We start from the raw sequence: 18,017 nt of genomic DNA on the forward strand, positions 1-18,017 counted from the left end.
CGGCGCGCTGGATGACTCCAAACGAGGGGCCCGGATACACCCCCTCGGAGGTGTGTCCGGGCCCGATCGCCTTACTGCGGTGCGCGGTTGCTGCGGTTACTGGTTCTGGTTCTCACCGCGGTAGTACTCGAACACCCAGCCGAACAGTCCGACCAGGAGGAGCGGTAGCGAGAAGTAGAGCAGCCACCAGCCGATCGCGACGCCCAGGAAGGCGAGCGCGCCACCGACGGCCAGCGAGAGCGGCTGCCAGCTGTGCGGGGAGAAGAAGCCGACCTCGCCGGCCTCGTCCGCCACATCGGCTTCCTTGTCGTCCTGGGCCATGGCGTCCACACGCTTGGCCGTGAAGGCCAGGTAGTAGCCGATCATGACCGTCAGGCCGAAGGACAGGAAGAGCGCCGTGGTGCCGACCGGCTCCTTCGACCAGACGCCGTACAGGACGGCGACGGCCAGGATGAAGACGCTCAGCCAGAGGAACATCTTGCCCTGGATCTTCACTTGCTCTCCTCCTTGCCACCGGCCACGGCGGCCGCGGGAACACCGTTGTGCTCCAGCTGGTCCAGGGCCGCGATCTCCGGGTGGTGCAGGTCGAACGCCGGGGATTCACTGCGGATGCGGGGCAGGGTGAGGAAGTTGTGCCGCGGGGGCGGGCAGGAGGTCGCCCACTCCAGGGAGCGGCCGTAGCCCCACGGGTCGTCCACCGTGACGGGCTTGCCGTACTTGGCCGTCTTCCAGACGTTGTACATGAACGGCAGGATCGACAGGCCCAGCAGGAACGAGCTGATCGTGGAGATGGTGTTCAGCGCGGTGAAGCCGTCGGCCGCCAGGTAGTCCGCGTACCGGCGGGGCATGCCCTCGGCGCCCAGCCAGTGCTGGACGAGGAAGGTGCCGTGGAAGCCGATGAACAGGGTCCAGAAGGTGATCTTCCCGAGCCGTTCGTCGAGCATCTTGCCGGTGAACTTGGGCCACCAGAAGTGGAATCCGGCGAACATCGCGAACACGACCGTGCCGAAGACCACGTAGTGGAAGTGGGCCACCACGAAGTACGAGTCCGAGACGTGGAAGTCCAGCGGCGGCGACGCCAGCAGAACACCGGTCAGACCACCGAAGAGGAAGGTGACCAGGAAGCCGATCGTCCAGAGCATCGGCGTCTCGAAGGAGAGCGAGCCCTTCCACATCGTGCCGATCCAGTTGAAGAACTTCACACCGGTCGGCACCGCGATCAGGAACGTCATGAACGAGAAGAACGGCAGCAGCACACCGCCGGTGACGTACATGTGGTGCGCCCACACCGTCACCGACAGCCCCGCGATGGCGATGGTCGCACCGATCAGGCCGACGTAACCGAACAGCGGCTTACGGGAGAAGACCGGAATGACCTCCGAGACGATGCCGAAGAACGGCAGCGCGATGATGTACACCTCGGGGTGGCCGAAGAACCAGAACAGGTGCTGCCACAGCAGCGCCCCGCCGTTCGACGCGTCGAAGACATGCGAACCGAACTTCCGGTCCACCTCCAGCGCGAACAGCGCCGCGGCCAGCACCGGGAAGGCGAGCAGGACCAGGACACCGGTCAGCAGGACGTTCCAGGTGAAGATCGGCATCCGGAACATCGTCATGCCCGGGGCGCGCATGCAGATGATCGTGGTGATGAAGTTGACCGAACCGAGGATCGTGCCGAAGCCGGAGAAGGCCAGACCCATGATCCACATGTCGGCGCCCACACCCGGCGAGCGGACCGCGTCGTTCAGCGGCGCGTACGCGAACCAGCCGAAGTCCGCCGCACCCTGCGGGGTGAGGAAGCCGGCCACCGCGATCAGCGAACCGAAGAGGTACAGCCAGTACGCGAACATGTTCAGCCGCGGGAACGCCACGTCCGGCGCGCCGATCTGCAGCGGCATGATCCAGTTCGCGAAACCGGCGAACAGCGGCGTCGCGAACATCAGCAGCATGATCGTGCCGTGCATCGTGAACGCCTGGTTGAACTGCTCGTTCGACATGATCTGCGTGCCCGGACGGGCCAGCTCGGCGCGCATCACGAGCGCCATCAGACCGCCGATGCAGAAGAACGCGAACGACGTGACGAGGTAGAGCGTGCCGATCGTCTTGTGGTCGGTGGTCGTCAGCCACTTCACCACGACGCTTCCGGCCTGCTTGCGCCGCGGGGGCAGCTCGTTCTCGTAAGAGTCCTCAGCTGCTTCGGCGGCACCCTGGGGTTCGTTGAGGATGCTCACAGTTGGTTCTTCTCCGCGTTCCTGGCCGGGTCCGTCTGCTCGATGCCGGACGGGATGTAGCCGGTCTGCCCCTTCTCGGCCAGCTCCTTCAGGTGCTGCTGGTAGCGCTCCGGGGAGACGACCTTGACGTTGAAGAGCATCCGGGAGTGGTCGACGCCGCAGAGCTCGGCGCACTTGCCCAGGAAGGTGCCCTCGTCCTTCGGCGTCACCTCGAACACGTTGGTGTGGCCGGGGATGACGTCCTGCTTGAAGAGGAAGGGGACCACCCAGAAGGAGTGGATGACGTCACGGGAGGTCAGGACGAACCGGACCTTCTCGCCCTTCGGCAGCCAGAGCGTCGGCCCGGGGTTGCCCGTCTGCGGGTTCCGCGTGCCGGGGATGCCGGCGTCGTAGACGCCCTCGGCGCCCGCGGGGAACTGCTTCTGGTACTTGTCCGGGATGGCGTCGAGTTCCACCGGGATCTCGCTGCCGCTCGTGGCGTCGCCGTCCACGTCCTCGATGTAGTTGAAGCCCCAGCTCCACTGGTAGCCGACCACGTTGATGGTGTGGGCGGGCTTGTCCGAGAGGGCGAGGAGCTTCGACTCGTCACGCGCGGTGAAGTAGAAGAACACCGAGACGATGATGATCGGGACCACGGTGTACAGCGCCTCGATGGGCATGTTGTACCGGGTCTGCGGAGGGACCTCCACCTTGGTGCGGCTGCGCCGGTGGAAGAAGACACTCCACAGGATCAGACCCCACACCAGCACACCCGTGGCGAGCGCGGCCGCCCACGAGCCCTGCCAGAGGGAGAGGATGATGGGGGCCTCCTCCGTCACCGGAGTGGGCATGCCCAGGCGGGGGAAATCCTCCCAGTTGTATTCGCAACCGGAGGCGGTGGCCAGGATCAGGCCCGCAGTCAGCACCTGTGGCAGCTTCCGCCGCTTCGGGCGCCGCGGCATGGGGGTGCCTCCCACGCCCTGCGGGCCGTGGGGGAGGTCGGAGCCGTTGGGACTCACGTAGCGCCTTCCCGAGAGTCTCGGCCCGCGCGGCCGGGCTGCGGCCGTCTCGCTGGTCGGTCGCCGGCCCTGACGCGGGCAGGGGTTTGGATGTTTATGCGGACCAAACCCTACTGGACGCTATTTGGGGTCGCGCGGGGAGGGTGCCCAACGCGCCGTCCGACACCCCGAAGGGGTGGAATGCCCCGCTCCGGCCCCCATCTGACGCCCTCTCTCCTGCCTCGCGGGCCCCTCCCCCGAGGACGGCGCTAAGGCCTGTCTGACACATCCCGTCTGGGCTGCGGCGCCCTGCACGCACGCTCGCCGCGTTGTCGGTCGTCGGCGCAGCCCGCTGCGCTCTCTCCCCCTGCGCCTGGCGGCGCGGGAGGTGCCCCCACCCTCCGCCTTGCGATCGCACGCACCGGACACCGCAGCCCCGCCCTCCGGGCGAACGACGCCATGTGTCAGACAGGCCTTAGCGTGTCGGGGTGCCCTACTTCGACGCCGCGTCCTCCGCTCCCCTCCATCCCGTCGCACGTCAGGCCCTCCAGGCGGCGCTCGACGAGGGCTGGGCCGATCCGGCCCGCCTCTACCGGGAGGGGCGGCGCGCCCGGCTGCTCCTGGACGCGGCCCGGGAGGCCGCGGCGGAGGCCGCGGGGTGCCGTCCCGACGAGCTGGTCTTCACTCCTTCGGGGACACGCGCACTGCACTCGGGCATCTCGGGAGCGCTCGCGGGGCGTCGGCGTGTCGGGGACCGGCTGGTGGTGTCGGCCGTCGAGCACTCGGCGGTGCTGCACTCGGCGGCGGCCTGGGAGGCTGCCGGGCATCCGGTGACCGAGGTGGGGGTCGGCGGGGCGGGCGCGGTGGCCGCCGGGGACTTCGCCGGGGCGCTGGCCCCGGACACGGCACTGGCCTGCCTCCAGTCCGCCAACCACGAGACGGGCACCGAGCAGCCCCTCGCCGAGGTGGCGGAGGCGTGCCGGGCGGCGGGGGTGCCGCTGCTGGTGGACGCGGCGCAGTCGCTGGCCTGGGGGCCGGTGCCGGAGGGCTGGTCGCTGCTGGCGGCGAGTGCGCACAAGTGGGGCGGGCCGCCGGGGGTGGGGCTGCTCGCGGTGCGCAAGGGGGTCCGGTTCGCTCCCCAGGGGCCCGCGGACGAGCGCGAGTCGGGCCGGGCGCCGGGCTTCGAGAACGTTCCGGCCGTGGTGGCGGCGGCCGCATCGCTGCGGGCGGTCCGCGCGGAGGCGGCGGCGGAGGGGGCCCGGCTGCACGCCCTGGTGGACCGGATCCGGGGGCGGGTGCCGGAACTGGTGCCGGACGTGGAGGTGGTGGGCGACCCGGTGCGACGGCTGCCGCACATCGTCACCTTCTCCTGTCTCTATGTCGACGGGGAGACCCTGCTGCACGAGCTGGACCGGTCCGGTTTCTCCGTCTCGTCCGGTTCGTCCTGCACCAGCAGCACCCTGACGCCGAGCCATGTGCTGCGCGCCATGGGCGTCCTGTCGGAGGGAAACGTACGGGTGTCGCTGCCGCCGGGGACGACGGAGGCGGAGGTGGACCGGTTCCTGGAGGTGCTGCCGGGGGTGGTCGCCGCGGTGCGCGAGCGGCTGGGGGCGCCGTCGGGGGGTGAACCGGGCGGAGCATCCGTCACGGCGGGCGCGGGCGCCCCGGTCGCGGCGGCGGTGGAACGGGAGCCGGCCCTGGTGGTGGACGCGCTGGGGAAGCGGTGTCCGATCCCGGTGATCGAGCTGGCGAAGGTGATCGGCCAGGTCCCGGTGGGCGGCACGGTCACCGTCCTCTCCGACGACGAGGCCGCGCGGCTGGACATCCCGGCCTGGTGCGGGATGCGCGGCCAGGAGTACGCGGGCGAGCGGGCCGCCGAACGCGGCACCGCGTACACGGTGCGCCGGCTGGTCTGAGGCACCTGCCCCGGGGCGGGCCCGCGCCGGCGGGCCCCGCCTCAGGCAGCGGTCAGACCAGGTGGTCGTGGACCTCGGCGGCGGCCTCGTCGCCGTACGCCTTGGTGAAGCGCTCCATGAAGTTGGCGCGGCGCAGGGTGTACTCCTGGGTGCCGACCGTCTCGATCACCAGGGTCGCCAGCATGCAGCCGACCTGTGCCGCCCGCTCGTGGGTGACGCCCCAGGAAAGGCCGGACAGGAAGCCCGCGCGGAAGGCGTCGCCGACACCGGTCGGGTCGGCCTTCGTCTCCTCCTCGGGGCAGCCGACCTCGATCGGGGACTCGCCGGCCGACTCGATGCGCACGCCCCGGGAGCCGAGGGTGGTGACCCGGTGGCCGACCCGGCCGAGGATCTCCTCGTCGCTCCAGCCGGTCTTGGACTCGATGAGGCCCTTCTCGTACTCGTTGGAGAACAGGTACGCGGCGCCGTCCAGCAGTATGCGGATCTCGTCGCCGGACATCCGGGCGATCTGCTGGGAGAAGTCGGCGGCGAACGGGATGCCCCGGCTGCGGCACTCCTCGGTGTGGCGGAGCATCGCCTCGGGGTCGTCCGCGCCGATCAGGACGAGGTCGAGGCCGCCGACCCGGTCGGCGACCGACTTCAGTTCGATCTGCCGGGCCTCGCTCATCGCGCCGGTGTAGAAGGAGCCGATCTGGTTGTGGTCGGCGTCGGTGGTGCAGACGAACCGGGCGGTGTGCAGGACCTCGGAGATGCGGACGGAGGCGGTGTCGACGCCGTTGCGGTCGAGCCAGGCGCGGTACTCGTCGAAGTCCGAGCCGGCGGCTCCGACCAGGATCGGGCCGGTGCCGAGCTGCCCCATGCCGAAGCAGATGTTCGCCCCGACCCCGCCCCGGCGCACGTCCAGGGTGTCGACGAGGAACGAGAGGGAGACCGTGTGCAGTTGATCGGCGACCAGTTGGTCGGCGAAACGTCCGGGGAACGTCATGAGGTGGTCGGTGGCGATGGAGCCGGTGACTGCGATACGCACGGTGAGGCGCTCCTGTGGCGGGGCGGGCAGTGACGCTCCACGCTACCCGGTCCGATACGGCCCGCGGACGCGGAAACTACCCGATAGTAGGGCTTTTTTACGTCACCGCACCGTGCATACGGTGCGTGCATGACGAAGCAGATCATCGCGCACCGGTCCTCCGAATCGCTCGAGTCCGAGATGAGCCTGGCCCAGCTCCGCGGCGACTGCGCCCGCATGGCCCCGCACTGGGTGGTGCCCGCGGCGGACGTGCCCGCGCCGGTGCCGTTCTCCTCGATCCACGGTGTGGTCGTGCCGCCGGCCTCGGCGAAGCTGGTCGGGGCGATGTCGGTCTACAGCGACTGACCGGGTCCGGCCTGCGGGGACCGGCCGCGCCGGCCCCGGAGGGAACCGGCTGCTCCCCTGCTCCGTCCCATCCGTGTCGTCCGCCTCGACGGGAGGCGGGACGCGCAGGACACAGAGGAGCGATGCGGTGAGCAGCACGGAGAAGACGCAGGACACCACCCGCCGTCGGCGTTCCCCGCTCGTCGTCGCCTCGGTGGCGGCGGCGGTGCTGGTCGCGGGTGGCGGGACCGCGTATCTCGCCGCCGGGACCGGTGGTTCCGGCGGGGCCTCCGGTGCGGGGGACGGCTCCCCCGCCGCGGAGCCCGCCCCGCTGCTGGCCCTCGACGGGGCCGCGGAGGGGGCCGGGCCGGGCGGCGGCACGGGCGGGATCGCCCCCGGTGAGCCGGACCCGAACGGCGGCGACACCTACCGGGTCGAGGGGAGCCTCCCGGAGGGCCCCGGGCGCGCGGCCGTGCACCGGGCGTCGGGCACGGTGAGCGAGGCCGAGGTCGCCCGGCTGGCGAAGGCCCTCGGCGTCGACGGCACGCCCCGGCTGGTCGGGGAGGTGTGGAAGGCCGGCACCGAGAAGGACGGGCAGGGCCCGCTGCTGGAGGTCCGCAGGAACGCTCCCGGCACCTGGACCTTCGCCCGCTTCGGCCCGTCGCCGGGCGGTGACGACTGCAAGAAGGGGCCGTCCTGTCCCGCGGACCCCGGCCGGCCCGACGCCGACCCCGGCTCCGCGGTGAGCGAGGCGGTGGCGAAGAAGGCGGCCGCCCCGGTTCTGGAGGCGGCCGGTCAGGACGACGCCCGGCTGCGCGCGGGGCAGCTGATGGGCGCGGTGCGCGTGGTGAACGCGGACCCGGTCGTCGGCGGCCTGCCCACGTACGGCTGGTCCACCGGCGTACAGGTGGGGGCCGACGGCCAGGTGGTCGGCGGCAGCGGCCACCTCAAGGAGCCGGTGCGCGGGCACAGCTACCCCGTGGTCTCCGCCGCCGAGGCGGTGGCCGCGCTGAACGAGGAGGGCCGGGGCGGCGGTGTGGGCATCGGCGGCTGCGCCTCCCCCGTGCCGCACCGCGACGAGCCGGGCGGCGGCGGCGCGGAGCCGAAGCCGGACGCGCCGGAGCCCGCGGAGCCGAAGCCGGACACGCCCTGCGGGACCGCGCCGGAGAAGCCCGGCACCGGGCGGTCCGCGCCGGAGCCGATGGTGATCGAGAAGGCCGTGTTCGGGCTGGCCGCGCAGTCGGTCGACGGCGTGCGGGCGCTGGTGCCCGCCTGGTTGTTCCAGGTGCGGGGCGAGGAGCAGGGCGGCGAGCCGTTCACCGTCACCCGGACCGCGGTGGAGCCCGAGTACATCGAGGAGACCCGGCCGCCGGGGAAGGACCTGCCCCCGCCGGCCGAGCCGGGCGAGGTCCCGCCGGTCCCGGGCACCGCGTACGAGGCGGACGGCCGGACCCTGACCGTGCACTTCTGGGGCGGGACCTGCGACACCTACACGGCGCGCGCCACGGAGGGCCCGGAGACGGTGAAGGTCGTGATCACGGTGGTGGACCCGGACCCCGGCCGGGTGTGCATCGCGCTGGCGAAGGAGGCCACGGTGAAGGTCACCCTGGACGAGCCGCTGGGCGACCGCACGGTGCTGGACGGGTCGAACGGCGAGACGCTGCGCGAGCTGACGTAGCCCTCGCGGGACACGGAAGGGCGGCGACCCCGGTGGGGTCGCCGCCCTTCGCGCGTGTCGTCCGCCGTCCCGGCGCGCGGCCAGGAGGTGCGGGTGGACCCTGGCCGGACCTCTCCTAGCTGAAGGAGTCGCCGCAGGCGCAGGAGCCCGTCGCGTTCGGGTTGTCGATGGTGAAGCCCTGCTTCTCGATGGTGTCGACGAAGTCGATGGAGGCGCCGCCCAGGTACGGGGCGCTCATCCGGTCGGTGACGACCTTGACGCCGTCGAAGTCCTTCACCACGTCCCCGTCGAGCGAGCGCTCGTCGAAGAAGAGCTGGTAACGCAGGCCGGAGCAGCCGCCGGGCTGAACGGCGACGCGCAGCGCCAGGTCGTCGCGGCCTTCCTGGTCGAGCAGGGCCTTGACCTTGGCCGCGGCGGCGTCGGACAGGAGGATGCCGTCGCTGACTGTGGTCTTCTCGTCCGATACGGACATCTGCTTCTCTCCCGGGTTGTACGGAGACTGCTTGCCGACGGTTGCAACCGGCGAGGCCGCGGATTCATTCCGGGCCGGGGGCGTCATTTCTCTTTTCATGCTCGCACACCGGCCCAGCGCACGGCACCGCCGTGTCCAGGGGCGGTGCGTCACATCGACGCGATGGCCATCGTCAAAGTGACGTGAAGCGGTTATGATAGATAGCGTCAAATAGACGAGAAGTCTTCTGCCAGACGAAGAAAGGGTGCGTGTCGTGACCACCGCCCATATCGGTCCCGAGCTCGACGTCCAGCCGACGCCGCTCGCTCTCCTGCTGCTCGGCCGCGAGGCCGATCCCCGCAGCGAGCGCGGTGTCGAGTGCCCCGGCGACCTGCCCTCCCCCTCCGACCCGGACCTGGTGGAGCGCGCCCGGGCGGCCAAGGAGAAGCTCGGGAACAAGGTCTTCGTCCTCGGCCACCACTACCAGCGCGACGAGGTCATCCAGTTCGCGGACGTCACGGGCGACTCCTTCAAGCTGGCCCGGGACGCGGCGGCGCGGCCGGAGGCCGAGTACATCGTCTTCTGCGGCGTGCACTTCATGGCCGAGTCGGCGGACATCCTGACCTCCGACGACCAGAAGGTCGTGCTGCCGGACCTGGCCGCGGGCTGCTCGATGGCCGACATGGCCACGGCGGAGCAGGTCGCCGAGTGCTGGGACGTGCTGAGCGAGGCGGGGATCGCCGAGCAGGTCGTCCCCGTCTCGTACATGAACTCCTCGGCCGACATCAAGGCCTTCACCGGTAAGCACGGCGGCCTGATCTGCACCTCCTCCAACGCCAAGCGTGCGCTGGACTGGGCGTTCGAGCAGGGCGAGAAGGTCCTCTTCCTGCCGGACCAGCACCTGGGGCGGAACACGGCGGTCCGGGACATGGGCATGTCGCTGGACGACTGTGTCGTCTACAACCCGCACAAGCCGGGCGGCGGTCTGACCACCGAAGAGCTGCGCGCGGCGAAGATGATCCTGTGGCGCGGCCACTGCTCGGTGCACGGCCGCTTCTCGCTGGACTCGGTGAACGACGTCCGCGAGCGCATACCGGGCGTCAACGTCCTGGTGCACCCGGAGTGCAAGCACGAGGTCGTCGCGGCGGCGGACTACGTGGGCTCCACGGAGTACATCATCAAGGCGCTGGAGGCCGCGCCGGCGGGCTCGAAGTGGGCGATCGGCACGGAGCTGAACCTGGTCCGGCGCCTGGCGAATCGTTTCGCGCCCGAGGGCAAGGAGATCGTCTTCCTCGACAAGACGGTCTGCTTCTGCTCGACGATGAACCGCATCGACCTCCCGCACCTGGTGTGGGCCCTGGAGTCCCTCGCGGAGGGCACCCTCGTCAACCGCATCGAGGTCGACAAGGAGACGGAGAGCTTCGCGAAGCTGGCGCTGGAGCGGATGCTGGCGCTGCCGTAACGGGCCCGGGTGCTGCGTCGCCGGGCCCCCGCGACCGTCCGGGTCGCGGGGGTCCGGCGCTGCCGTAACGGGGGGCGGGGTGCGGGGGCCCGGTGCTGCCGTATCGGGGCCGGGTGCGCCGCCGGGGTCAGTCCACCCGGGGGCGCACCAGCCCGGACTCGTACGCGGTGACCACCAGCTGGGCCCGGTCGCGGGCGCCGAGCTTGGCCATCGCCCGGTTGACGTGCGTCTTCACAGTGAGCGGGCTGACCTCCAGCCGCCCGGCGATCTCGTCGTTGGAGTGGCCGCCCGCGACCAGCACCAGGACCTCGCGCTCACGGCCGGTGAGGGCGGCCAGCCGCTCGGAGCGTCCCGCGGGTCCCTCCCGGTCCGTGCCGCCGCCCTGGGCGAGGAAGCGTGCGATCAGGCCCTTGGTCGCGGCCGGGGAGAGCAGGGCCTCGCCGCCGGCGGCGATCCGGATGGCGTTCAGCAGTTCCCCGGGCTCGGCGCCCTTGCCGAGGAAGCCGGAGGCGCCGGCGCGCAGCGACTGGACGACGTACTCGTCCACCTCGAAGGTCGTCAGCATGACCACCCGCACATGGGCGAGGCCGGGGTCGGCGCTGATCATGCGGGTGGCGGCGAGGCCGTCGGTGCCGGGCATCCGGATGTCCATGAGGACCACGTCGGCCCGCTCGGAGCGGGTGAGGGCGACGGCCTGCGCGCCGTCGGCCGCCTCGCCGACCACCTCCATGTCCGGCTCGGAGTCGACCAGCACCCGGAAGGCGCTGCGCAGCAGCGTCTGGTCGTCGGCGAGCAGCACCCTGATCGTCACGCGTCCTCCGTGGTGGTCCGCACGGCGGTCCCGGCGGGGGCGGCCGGTACGGGTTCGGCGCCCGCCGTCAGCGGCAGTATCGCCTGCACCCGGAAGCCGCCGCCGAACCGGGGCCCTGCCGTCAGCGAGCCGCCCAGCGCGGTGACCCGCTCCCGCATGCCGATCAGCCCGTGCCCGCCGCCCTCGGCGGGCACCGGGGCCCGGTCCGCCCGGGCGGTGCCGTTGTCGAGGACGGTGACCTCCAGGGTGCGGCCCACGGGCACCACGCTGACCTCGGCCCGGGCGTCCGGCCCGGCGTGCTTGCGCACATTGGTCAGCGACTCCTGGATGATCCGGTACGCGGCCAGGTCCACGGCCGCGGGCGGTGTCGTGCCCTCGTCCGCCCGCGCCACCTCCACGGGCAGGCCCGCGTTGCGGAAGGAGTCGACCAGTCCGCTCAGCACGCCAAGCCCCGGGGCGGGCTCGGTGGGCGCCTCCGGGTCGCCGGACTGGCGCAGCAGACCGACGGTCGCCCGGAGTTCGTCCAGGGCCGACCGGCCGGCCTCCCGCACATGGGCGAGGGCCTCCTTGGCCTGGTCGGGCCGCTTGTCCATGACATGGGCCGCCACCCCCGCCTGCACGTTGACCAGGGCGATGTGGTGGGCGACGACATCGTGCAGATCGCGGGCGATCCGCAGCCGCTCCTCGGCGACCCGGCGCCCCGCCTCCTCCTCGCGGGTGCGTTCCGCCCGCTCGGCGCGCTCCCGGATCGCGTCCACGAAGGCGCGCCGGCTGCGCACCGCGTCTCCGGCGGCGGCCGCCATGCCCGTCCACGCGAAGAGACCCAGGTTCTCCTGGGCATACCAGGGCAGCGAGCCGAAGCACATGGCCGCGCCCGTCAGGGCCGCCATGGTGAGCAGCCCGACCCGCCAGGTGGTGGGCCGGTCGGTACGGGCCGCGACGGTGAAGAGGGCGATGACGGCGGCCATGGCGACGGGGGCGGCCGGGTCGCCCGCGACCAGTTCGGCCACCGCGAGAGCGGCGGTGACGACGAGGACGCGCCTGGGGGCGCGGCGGCGCGGTACGAGGGCGCAGGCGGCGGCCGCCATCAGCAGGACGCTGCGCGGGTCGGGGGCGCGGGTGCCGAAGGTGGGCCCGTGCGGGCCGTGCGCGTCGGCGAAGGAGGCGGTGACCATACAGAGGAGGACCCCGAGGGCGAGCCCCGCGTCGAAGGCCGTCGGGTGCGCGCGCAGCCAGTGCTTGGCACGGACGAGTCGGTCGGCGAGTGCGGTCACGAGGGGCAACGTTACGCGGCCGGGGCCCCGGCCCGGACGGTGTCACGGGTCCCGGACCCCGGCCGCGGAGTGCTGCGGGGCGCGGAGGCGGTCGGGGCCTGCCGTCCGGGTCAGGCGCCGGGGATGAGGCCGTCCTCGCCGAGGAGTTCGCGGACCTCCTCCAAGGTGGCGTCCGGCCCCGGGAGAATCAGCTCGGACGGTTCCAGGGAGTCGTCCGGAAGCGGTGTGCCCAGCTCGCGGACCTGGGCGAGCAGTGCGTGCAGGGTCCGGCGGAAGCCGGGTCCGTCACCGCTCTCCATCTCCGCGAGCAGGTCGTCGTCGAGTTTGTCGAGCTGGGCGAAGTGGCTGTCCGCCACGTCCACCTGGCCCTCCCCCATGATCCGCACGATCATGACGAGTCCTCACTGCCGAGGGGCTGCCGGTACCGGCCCGGGGCGGCCCCGGGCCGGGCGCTCACTGCTTGTCGAACTTCGGGGTGCCCTGCTGCTGGGACGAGGTGTCCTGGCCGTTGGCACCACCCTCGATGGCCTGCTGGGAGCTCGGGCCCCCGGCCAGCTCCGCCTTCATGCGCTGGAGCTCCAGCTCCACGTCGGTGCCGCCGGAGAGGCGGTCCAGCTCGGCCTGGATGTCGTCCTTGGCCAGCCCGGACTGGTCGTCCAGGGCGCCGGAGGCGAGGAGTTCGTCGATCGCGCCGGCCCGCGCCTGGAGCTGCGCGGTCTTGTCCTCGGCCCGCTGGATCGCGACGCCGACGTCGCTCATCTCCTCCGAGATGCCGGAGAAGGACTCCGCGATGCGGGTCTGCGCCTGCGCCGCCGTGTAGGTGGCCTTGATCGTCTCCTTCTTGGTGCGGAAGGCGTCGACCTTGGCCTGGAGGCGCTGTGCGGCGAGCGTCAGCTTCTCCTCCTCGCCCTGGAGGGTCTGGTGCTGCGTCTCAAGGTCCGTGACCTGCTGCTGGAGGGCGGCCCGGCGGGAGAGGGCCTCCCGCGCCAGGTCCTCCCGGCCGAGGGCCAGCGCCTTGCGGCCCTGGTCCTCCAGCTTCGAGGACTGGCCCTGGAGCTGGTTGAGCTGGAGCTCGAGGCGCTTGCGCGAGGTGGCCACGTCCGCCACGCCCCGGCGGACCTTCTGCAGCAGCTCCAGCTGCTTCTGGTAGGAGTAATCGAGGGTCTCGCGAGGGTCCTCGGCCCGGTCCAGGGCCTTGTTCGCCTTCGCGCGGAAGATCATCCCCATACGCTTCATGACACCGCTCATGGGCTTCGCGCGCCCCCTTCTGACGGACTCGTCTTCAGCACTCAGAACCCACAGTACGGGCCCTGCGTCCATTACCGCACTGTTCGAGCGCGGATGCGCTCCTCCCCAAGGACGACTGCGAACGGCCGCCATCGGGCCCAGGGAGTAGAAGGCCCTCAGGGATCCGCCGCGGTGCGTCCGCTGTGTGGTGGTTCCGTACAGTACGGACGTGTGCCGTTGCCGGATCGTTCCCCGCCGGCGTGGGGTCCATGCCCGGCACCCCGTACCCTTGGGTTTTGTGTTCCGTAGCCGTGCCAAGGACGAGAAGGCCCCCACCGACAAGGTGACGGCGGACCTCTCCAAGCAGCCCCGAGACCCCGAGGCCCCCAAGGGCCGCCCGACACCGAAGCGCAGCGAGGCCCAGGGCCAGCGCCGCGCCCGGGCGAACAGCGCTCCGCTGGACCGCAAGGCCGCCATGCGCCGCCAGCGCGAGGCCCGCCGTGCGGACCTCGCCAAGCAGCGCGAGGCGCTCGCCGGCGGTGACGAGCGCTATCTGCCCGCCCGCGACAAGGGTCCGGTGCGCCGCTTCGTCCGGGACTTCGTCGACTCCCGCTTCTGCATCGCCGAGTTCTTCCTGCCGCTGGCGGTCGTGATCCTCGTGCTCAGCATGATCCGGGTCCCGCAGCTCCAGAACATCGCGCTGCTGCTGTGGCTCGGTGTGATCGCGATGATCGTCATCGACTCGATCGGTCTGTCGATCCGGCTGAAGAAGCAGCTCCGCGAGCGCTTCCCGAACGAGCCGAAGCGCGGCGCCGTCGCGTACGGCCTGATGCGCACGCTCCAGATGCGCCGGCTGCGTCTGCCGAAGCCGCAGGTCAAGCGCGGAGAGCGGCCCTGAGCACCCAGTCCTTGCAGCCCTCGGGAATCACGGGGACGTCGTCCGGCGGTGAGCCGGAGGGCCCGGGCGGCACGCCCGGGGACACGGGCTCGGCGTCCGGGGCGGACTCCGCGCCCGGGGCGGCGGACGGTCTGCGGACCGTCGTCCGGCAGGAGCTGGTCGCCCGGCAGCTGGAGGAGCAGATCGCGGGGCGCTACCCCGTCGGTCGGCGCCTGCGGGTGCTGGACGTCGGCATGGGCCGGGGAGTGCAGGCCCTGCGCCTGGCCCGCGCCGGGCACACCGTCACCGGCCTGGAGTCCGACGCGGCGCTGCTCGCGGCCGCCCGGGAGGCGCTGGCCGGTGAGCCGGAGGGCATCCGGGAGCGGGTCCGGCTGGTCGAGGGGGACGGACGGGACACGGGCGTCCACTTCCTGCCGGGCAGCTTCGACGTGGTCCTCTGCCACGGCGTCCTGATGTACGTCGCCGAGGCCGACGCCCTGCTCGCGGGACTGGCCCGGATGCTGGCGCCCGGCGGGCTGCTCTCCCTGGTGGTGCGCAACGGGGACGCGCTCGCGATGCGGCCGGGCCTCGCCGGGGACTGGGCGGGCGCGCAGTCCGCGTTCACCTCGGACACGTACACCAACGAGGCGGGCGCGAGGGTGCGGGCGGACCGGCTGGAGGCACTGACGGCCACCCTGGAGGGCGGCAACGCGCCCCTGCACGCCTGGTACGGGGTGCGGGTCTTCACCGACGGCTTCACCGACGGCGCGGGCGCGGACGCCGTGCCGCCGCCGGCGGAGCTGGAGAGGCTGCTCGCGGCCGAGGAGCGGGCCGGGCGCACGGACCCGTACCGGCGGGTGGCCGGACTGCTGCACCTGTGCGGAGTGCGCCGGGGCTGAGTCCGCGGCCGGCTCGGCCGGGTCGTCCGGTGCCCCTGATCGGCCGTCCGTGGCGGGCACCCCCCGGAGGGCGAAGGCGATACTCCGGGCATGACCGCTCCTCCGCGCCGTCCTGTCCTCCGCCGGTTCCCGCTGCCCGGCGCGTCCGCCGCACTCGCCGCCGGGGCCGTCCTCGGCGTCCTGGCCGTCCTGCTGACGGGCGGCTGCTCGGCGGCCCCGCCGCCCGGGAGCGGACCGGCGTCCGCCTCGCCCACGCGCGCCGCGCGGGCCGCGGCTCCGGCGATCGCGAACGAGCTGGAGGACGACTACCAGGCCGTGATCCGCAGCGCCCTGCCGTCCGTCGTCCAGATCGAGGCGGGCGCCGCCATCGGCTCCGGGATCGTCTACGACGACCGGGGGCACATCGTCACCAACGCCCATGTCGTCGGTGCCGGCCGGACCTTCCGGGTCACCGTCGCGAGCGGCGCGCAGCCCCTGTCGGCGACCCTCGTCGCCGCCTACCCCGAGCAGGATCTCGCGGTGATCAAGCTGGACTCGCTGCCGGACGGCCTGCGGCCGGCCAGGTTCGGGGACTCGGCGACCGTGGAGGTCGGCCAGATCGTGCTGGCGATGGGATCCCCGCTCGGTCTCTCCAGCAGCGTCACCCAGGGAATCGTCTCCGCCACCGGCCGGACGGTCACCGCGGGCACGGACGGCCGCGGGACGGGCGCGACCATCCCGAACATGGTGCAGACCTCGGCGGCGATCAACCCGGGCAACAGCGGCGGCGCGCTGGTCGACCTGGACGGCGAGGTCATCGGCATCCCCACCCTCGCGGCGCGGGACCCCGGGCTCGGCGAGGGCGCGGCCCCCGGCATCGGGTTCGCCATCCCGGTCTCGATGGTGCGCACGGTCGCGGACCAGATCATCGAGTCCGGCCGGGTCACCGACTCGGGCCGCGCGGCCCTCGGCATCACCGGGCGCACCGTCCTGGACGACGACCTCAACCCGTCGGGGGTCGCCGTGGTCGAGGTGGTGGACGGCGGCCCGGCCCAGCGGGCGGGGCTGCGGGCGGGCGATGTGATCACCCGGGTCGGCGACGCCGAGATCACCACGATCACCTCCCTCGCGGAGGCCCTGGCGGTGCTGCGGCCCGGCGACGAGGTGCCGGTGGCGTACGAGAGGGGCGCGCAGCGGCGGACGGCGGAGGTCACCCTCGGCGAGGTGTGACGGGGGTACGGGCCGGCCTCGCGCCGGCCGGGGTACGGACACGGGTGTGGCCCGGGGCAAACCGCCCCGGGCCACACCCGTGTCGTCGTCCGTGACCGCCGGGGTCAGCTCTCCTCGGCGTGCAGGCTCATCGGGCCGTAGATCTTCGTCCCGTCCTCCGACAGCACGACCTGGTCCGCGCCGCCCTCCTGGAGGGCCTTCCAGTGCTCGCCGATCCAGGACTCCGCGTCGCCCTGCGTGGTGAACTCCTCCGGCTCCACCGCCGGCGGGACCTCCGTGCCGTCGGCCTTCTCGAACCGCCACGTCCATGCCATGTGCGCCTCCCCGGGTACCTGGCTCGTGCCGCTGATCACTTCGTGCTGCCCGCAGCGTAGCCGGGCGCGCACCCGTGGCGGCGGCACGGGAGGATCGGAGGCGTGGAACTGACTCTGCTCGGCACCGGCGCACCCGCCGGACTCCCCCTCCCCGACTGCCCGTGCGCCGTGTGCGCGACTGCCCGGGGCCCCGAGGCGCGGGCCGCGACCGCGCTGCTGGTGGACGGCGCGCTGCTGCTGGACCTCACCCCGGGGGCCGCCCTCTCCGCGGCCCGGGCGGGTCACTCGCTCGTGGGAGTGCGCCAGGTGCTGCTGACGCATCCGCACGACGGGCCCGCGGTGGACCTGCCCGCCGGACTGCCGACGCCGGGCCGCGTGCCGGACGGCCGGCAGCTGACCCTGATCAGCGGTCACCGGGTGCGGGCGGTGCCGGTCGACCACCCCGGCACCGGCTACGAGGTGACCTCCCCGGCCGGCGACCGGCTGCTCTACCTGCCCCCGGACGCGGCCCCGGCCGGGCTCGCGGAGGGGCTGGCCGCGTACGAGATGGTCGTCGCGGACGTGGTCGGCCGGCCGGACGCGATCGCCCGGCTGCGGGCCTCCGGGGCGATCGGGGCGACGACGGACGTGGTGGCCGTGCATCTCGGCCACGACGCCCCGGGCGGCCCGGAGCTGACCCGGCGGCTCGCGGCGGCGGGCGCCCGGGCGGTCCCGGACGGGACGACGCTGATCGTCGGCGAGTACCACGCGGTGCCGGACGTCCCGCGCCGCACCCTGGTCACCGGCGGCGCGCGGTCGGGCAAGTCCCTGGAGGCGGAACGGCGGCTGGAGGCGTTCCCCGAGGTCGTGTACGTGGCGACCGGGGGGCGGCGGGGCGGGGACAGCGAGTGGGCGGCGCGCGTCTCCCTCCACCGGGAGCGGCGCCCGGGGTCCTGGCGTACGGAGGAGACCTGCGAGCTGGCGCCCCTGCTGGCGGCCGAGGGCCCGCCGCTGCTGATCGACTGCCTGTCGCTGTGGCTGACCGACGCGATGGACCGGGCGGGGGCCTGGGACGACGAGCGCTGGGCCGCCGGCGGTGAGCAGGCCCTGCGGGAGCGGACGGCCGAACTGGTGGCGGCGGTGCGGCAGACGGGCCGGACGGTCGTGGCGGTGACCAACGAGGTGGGCTCGGGCGTCGTCCCGGCCACCGCGTCCGGGCGGCGCTTCCGGGACGAACTGGGCCGCCTGAACGCGGCGTTCGCGGCGGAGTGCGAGCACGTCCTGCTGGTGGTGGCGGGGCAGGTGCTGACCCTGCGGGGCTGACGGACCGGGTGGCGGACCGGCAGCGGGGGCGGACCGGC

The 18,017-nt window shown here is 72.9% G+C and carries 18 protein-coding genes; 8 read left to right on the top strand and 10 right to left on the bottom strand.

Annotated elements, in window-relative coordinates; translation table 11 throughout:
- Window positions 1–96 precede the first annotated feature (96 nt).
- Genes C593_RS0118625 through ctaC form a run of 3 tightly spaced genes read right to left on the bottom strand, consistent with a single transcriptional unit; the run spans window position 97 to window position 3,229 of the window.
- The gene (locus C593_RS0118625; protein ID WP_018848820.1) at window positions 97–495 is read right to left on the bottom strand and encodes a cytochrome c oxidase subunit 4; all 399 of its coding nucleotides are present in this window, start codon (window positions 493–495) and stop codon (window positions 97–99) included.
- On the bottom strand, window positions 492–2,231 hold the full coding sequence (gene ctaD / locus C593_RS0118630; RefSeq protein WP_018848821.1) for an aa3-type cytochrome oxidase subunit I: 1,740 nt from the start codon (window positions 2,229–2,231) through the stop codon (window positions 492–494). Before ctaD ends, C593_RS0118625 begins: the two co-directional genes overlap by 4 nt.
- A complete protein-coding gene (gene ctaC, locus C593_RS0118635; RefSeq protein WP_018848822.1) occupies window positions 2,228–3,229 on the bottom strand; it encodes an aa3-type cytochrome oxidase subunit II in 1,002 nt (333 codons plus the stop codon). Before ctaC ends, ctaD begins: the two co-directional genes overlap by 4 nt.
- Window positions 3,230–3,696: 467 nt before the next feature.
- Here ctaC and C593_RS0118640 point away from each other — a divergent pair, with 467 nt between their 5' ends.
- Window positions 3,697–5,124: a cysteine desulfurase/sulfurtransferase TusA family protein gene (locus tag C593_RS0118640; protein WP_018848823.1), complete on the top strand. Its 1,428-nt coding sequence runs from the start codon at window positions 3,697–3,699 to the stop codon at window positions 5,122–5,124.
- Window positions 5,125–5,176: 52 nt separating this feature from the next.
- Here C593_RS0118640 and C593_RS0118645 read toward each other — a convergent pair whose 3' ends face one another.
- Window positions 5,177–6,151 (bottom strand): carbohydrate kinase family protein, encoded by a 975-nt coding sequence (locus tag C593_RS0118645; protein ID WP_018848824.1) that lies wholly within the window; start codon window positions 6,149–6,151, stop codon window positions 5,177–5,179.
- A gap of 129 nt (window positions 6,152–6,280) precedes the next feature.
- Here C593_RS0118645 and C593_RS0118650 point away from each other — a divergent pair, with 129 nt between their 5' ends.
- Together C593_RS0118650 and C593_RS0118655 are read left to right on the top strand one after the other, a co-directional pair.
- Window positions 6,281–6,496 carry a hypothetical protein gene (locus C593_RS0118650; RefSeq protein WP_018848825.1) on the top strand — a complete coding sequence of 72 codons (216 nt, stop codon included), beginning with the start codon at window positions 6,281–6,283 and terminating at the stop codon, window positions 6,494–6,496.
- A gap of 127 nt (window positions 6,497–6,623) precedes the next feature.
- Entirely contained in the window at window positions 6,624–8,153 is a 1,530-nt protein-coding gene (locus tag C593_RS0118655; protein ID WP_018848826.1) for a hypothetical protein, read from the top strand.
- A gap of 115 nt (window positions 8,154–8,268) precedes the next feature.
- Here the strand turns inward: C593_RS0118655 and C593_RS0118660 are convergent, their stop codons facing one another.
- Window positions 8,269–8,625 (bottom strand): HesB/IscA family protein, encoded by a 357-nt coding sequence (locus tag C593_RS0118660; RefSeq protein ID WP_018848827.1) that lies wholly within the window; start codon window positions 8,623–8,625, stop codon window positions 8,269–8,271.
- A 253-nt stretch (window positions 8,626–8,878) separates the two neighbouring features.
- Between C593_RS0118660 and nadA the strand changes: the two genes are divergently transcribed.
- On the top strand, window positions 8,879–10,066 hold the full coding sequence (gene nadA / locus C593_RS0118665) for a quinolinate synthase NadA (protein ID WP_486591149.1): 1,188 nt from the start codon (window positions 8,879–8,881) through the stop codon (window positions 10,064–10,066).
- Window positions 10,067–10,193: 127 nt separating this feature from the next.
- Here the strand turns inward: nadA and C593_RS0118670 are convergent, their stop codons facing one another.
- The 4 genes from C593_RS0118670 to C593_RS0118685 all read right to left on the bottom strand — a co-directional run bounded on the left by C593_RS0118670 (window position 10,194) and on the right by C593_RS0118685 (window position 13,399).
- On the bottom strand, window positions 10,194–10,877 hold the full coding sequence (locus tag C593_RS0118670; RefSeq protein WP_018848829.1) for a response regulator transcription factor: 684 nt from the start codon (window positions 10,875–10,877) through the stop codon (window positions 10,194–10,196).
- Window positions 10,874–12,151 (bottom strand): sensor histidine kinase, encoded by a 1,278-nt coding sequence (locus tag C593_RS0118675; protein WP_018848830.1) that lies wholly within the window; start codon window positions 12,149–12,151, stop codon window positions 10,874–10,876. Before C593_RS0118675 ends, C593_RS0118670 begins: the two co-directional genes overlap by 4 nt.
- A 110-nt stretch (window positions 12,152–12,261) precedes the next feature.
- Window positions 12,262–12,543: a PspA-associated protein PspAA gene (gene pspAA / locus C593_RS0118680; RefSeq protein ID WP_018848831.1), complete on the bottom strand. Its 282-nt coding sequence runs from the start codon at window positions 12,541–12,543 to the stop codon at window positions 12,262–12,264.
- A gap of 61 nt (window positions 12,544–12,604) precedes the next feature.
- Complete coding sequence (locus C593_RS0118685) at window positions 12,605–13,399, bottom strand: PspA/IM30 family protein (RefSeq protein WP_026277826.1); 795 nt, start codon at window positions 13,397–13,399, stop codon at window positions 12,605–12,607.
- A 277-nt stretch (window positions 13,400–13,676) separates the two neighbouring features.
- On the opposite strand from C593_RS0118685, the gene C593_RS0118690 reads away from it, so the two are divergent.
- The 3 genes from C593_RS0118690 to C593_RS0118700 all read left to right on the top strand — a co-directional run bounded on the left by C593_RS0118690 (window position 13,677) and on the right by C593_RS0118700 (window position 16,363).
- Window positions 13,677–14,276 (top strand): DUF3043 domain-containing protein, encoded by a 600-nt coding sequence (locus C593_RS0118690; RefSeq protein ID WP_018848833.1) that lies wholly within the window; start codon window positions 13,677–13,679, stop codon window positions 14,274–14,276.
- Window positions 14,277–14,407: 131 nt separating this feature from the next.
- Window positions 14,408–15,154 (top strand): methyltransferase domain-containing protein, encoded by a 747-nt coding sequence (locus C593_RS0118695; protein WP_026277827.1) that lies wholly within the window; start codon window positions 14,408–14,410, stop codon window positions 15,152–15,154.
- A gap of 90 nt (window positions 15,155–15,244) precedes the next feature.
- Window positions 15,245–16,363 carry a trypsin-like peptidase domain-containing protein gene (locus tag C593_RS0118700; protein WP_018848835.1) on the top strand — a complete coding sequence of 373 codons (1,119 nt, stop codon included), beginning with the start codon at window positions 15,245–15,247 and terminating at the stop codon, window positions 16,361–16,363.
- A gap of 104 nt (window positions 16,364–16,467) precedes the next feature.
- Here C593_RS0118700 and C593_RS0118705 read toward each other — a convergent pair whose 3' ends face one another.
- On the bottom strand, window positions 16,468–16,677 hold the full coding sequence (locus C593_RS0118705) for a hypothetical protein (protein WP_018848836.1): 210 nt from the start codon (window positions 16,675–16,677) through the stop codon (window positions 16,468–16,470).
- A gap of 102 nt (window positions 16,678–16,779) precedes the next feature.
- Here C593_RS0118705 and C593_RS0118710 point away from each other — a divergent pair, with 102 nt between their 5' ends.
- Window positions 16,780–17,979: a bifunctional adenosylcobinamide kinase/adenosylcobinamide-phosphate guanylyltransferase gene (locus C593_RS0118710; protein WP_018848837.1), complete on the top strand. Its 1,200-nt coding sequence runs from the start codon at window positions 16,780–16,782 to the stop codon at window positions 17,977–17,979.
- Window positions 17,980–18,017 lie beyond the last annotated feature (38 nt).

The sequence above is a fragment of the Streptomyces sp. CNT372 genome, assembly GCF_000377145.1.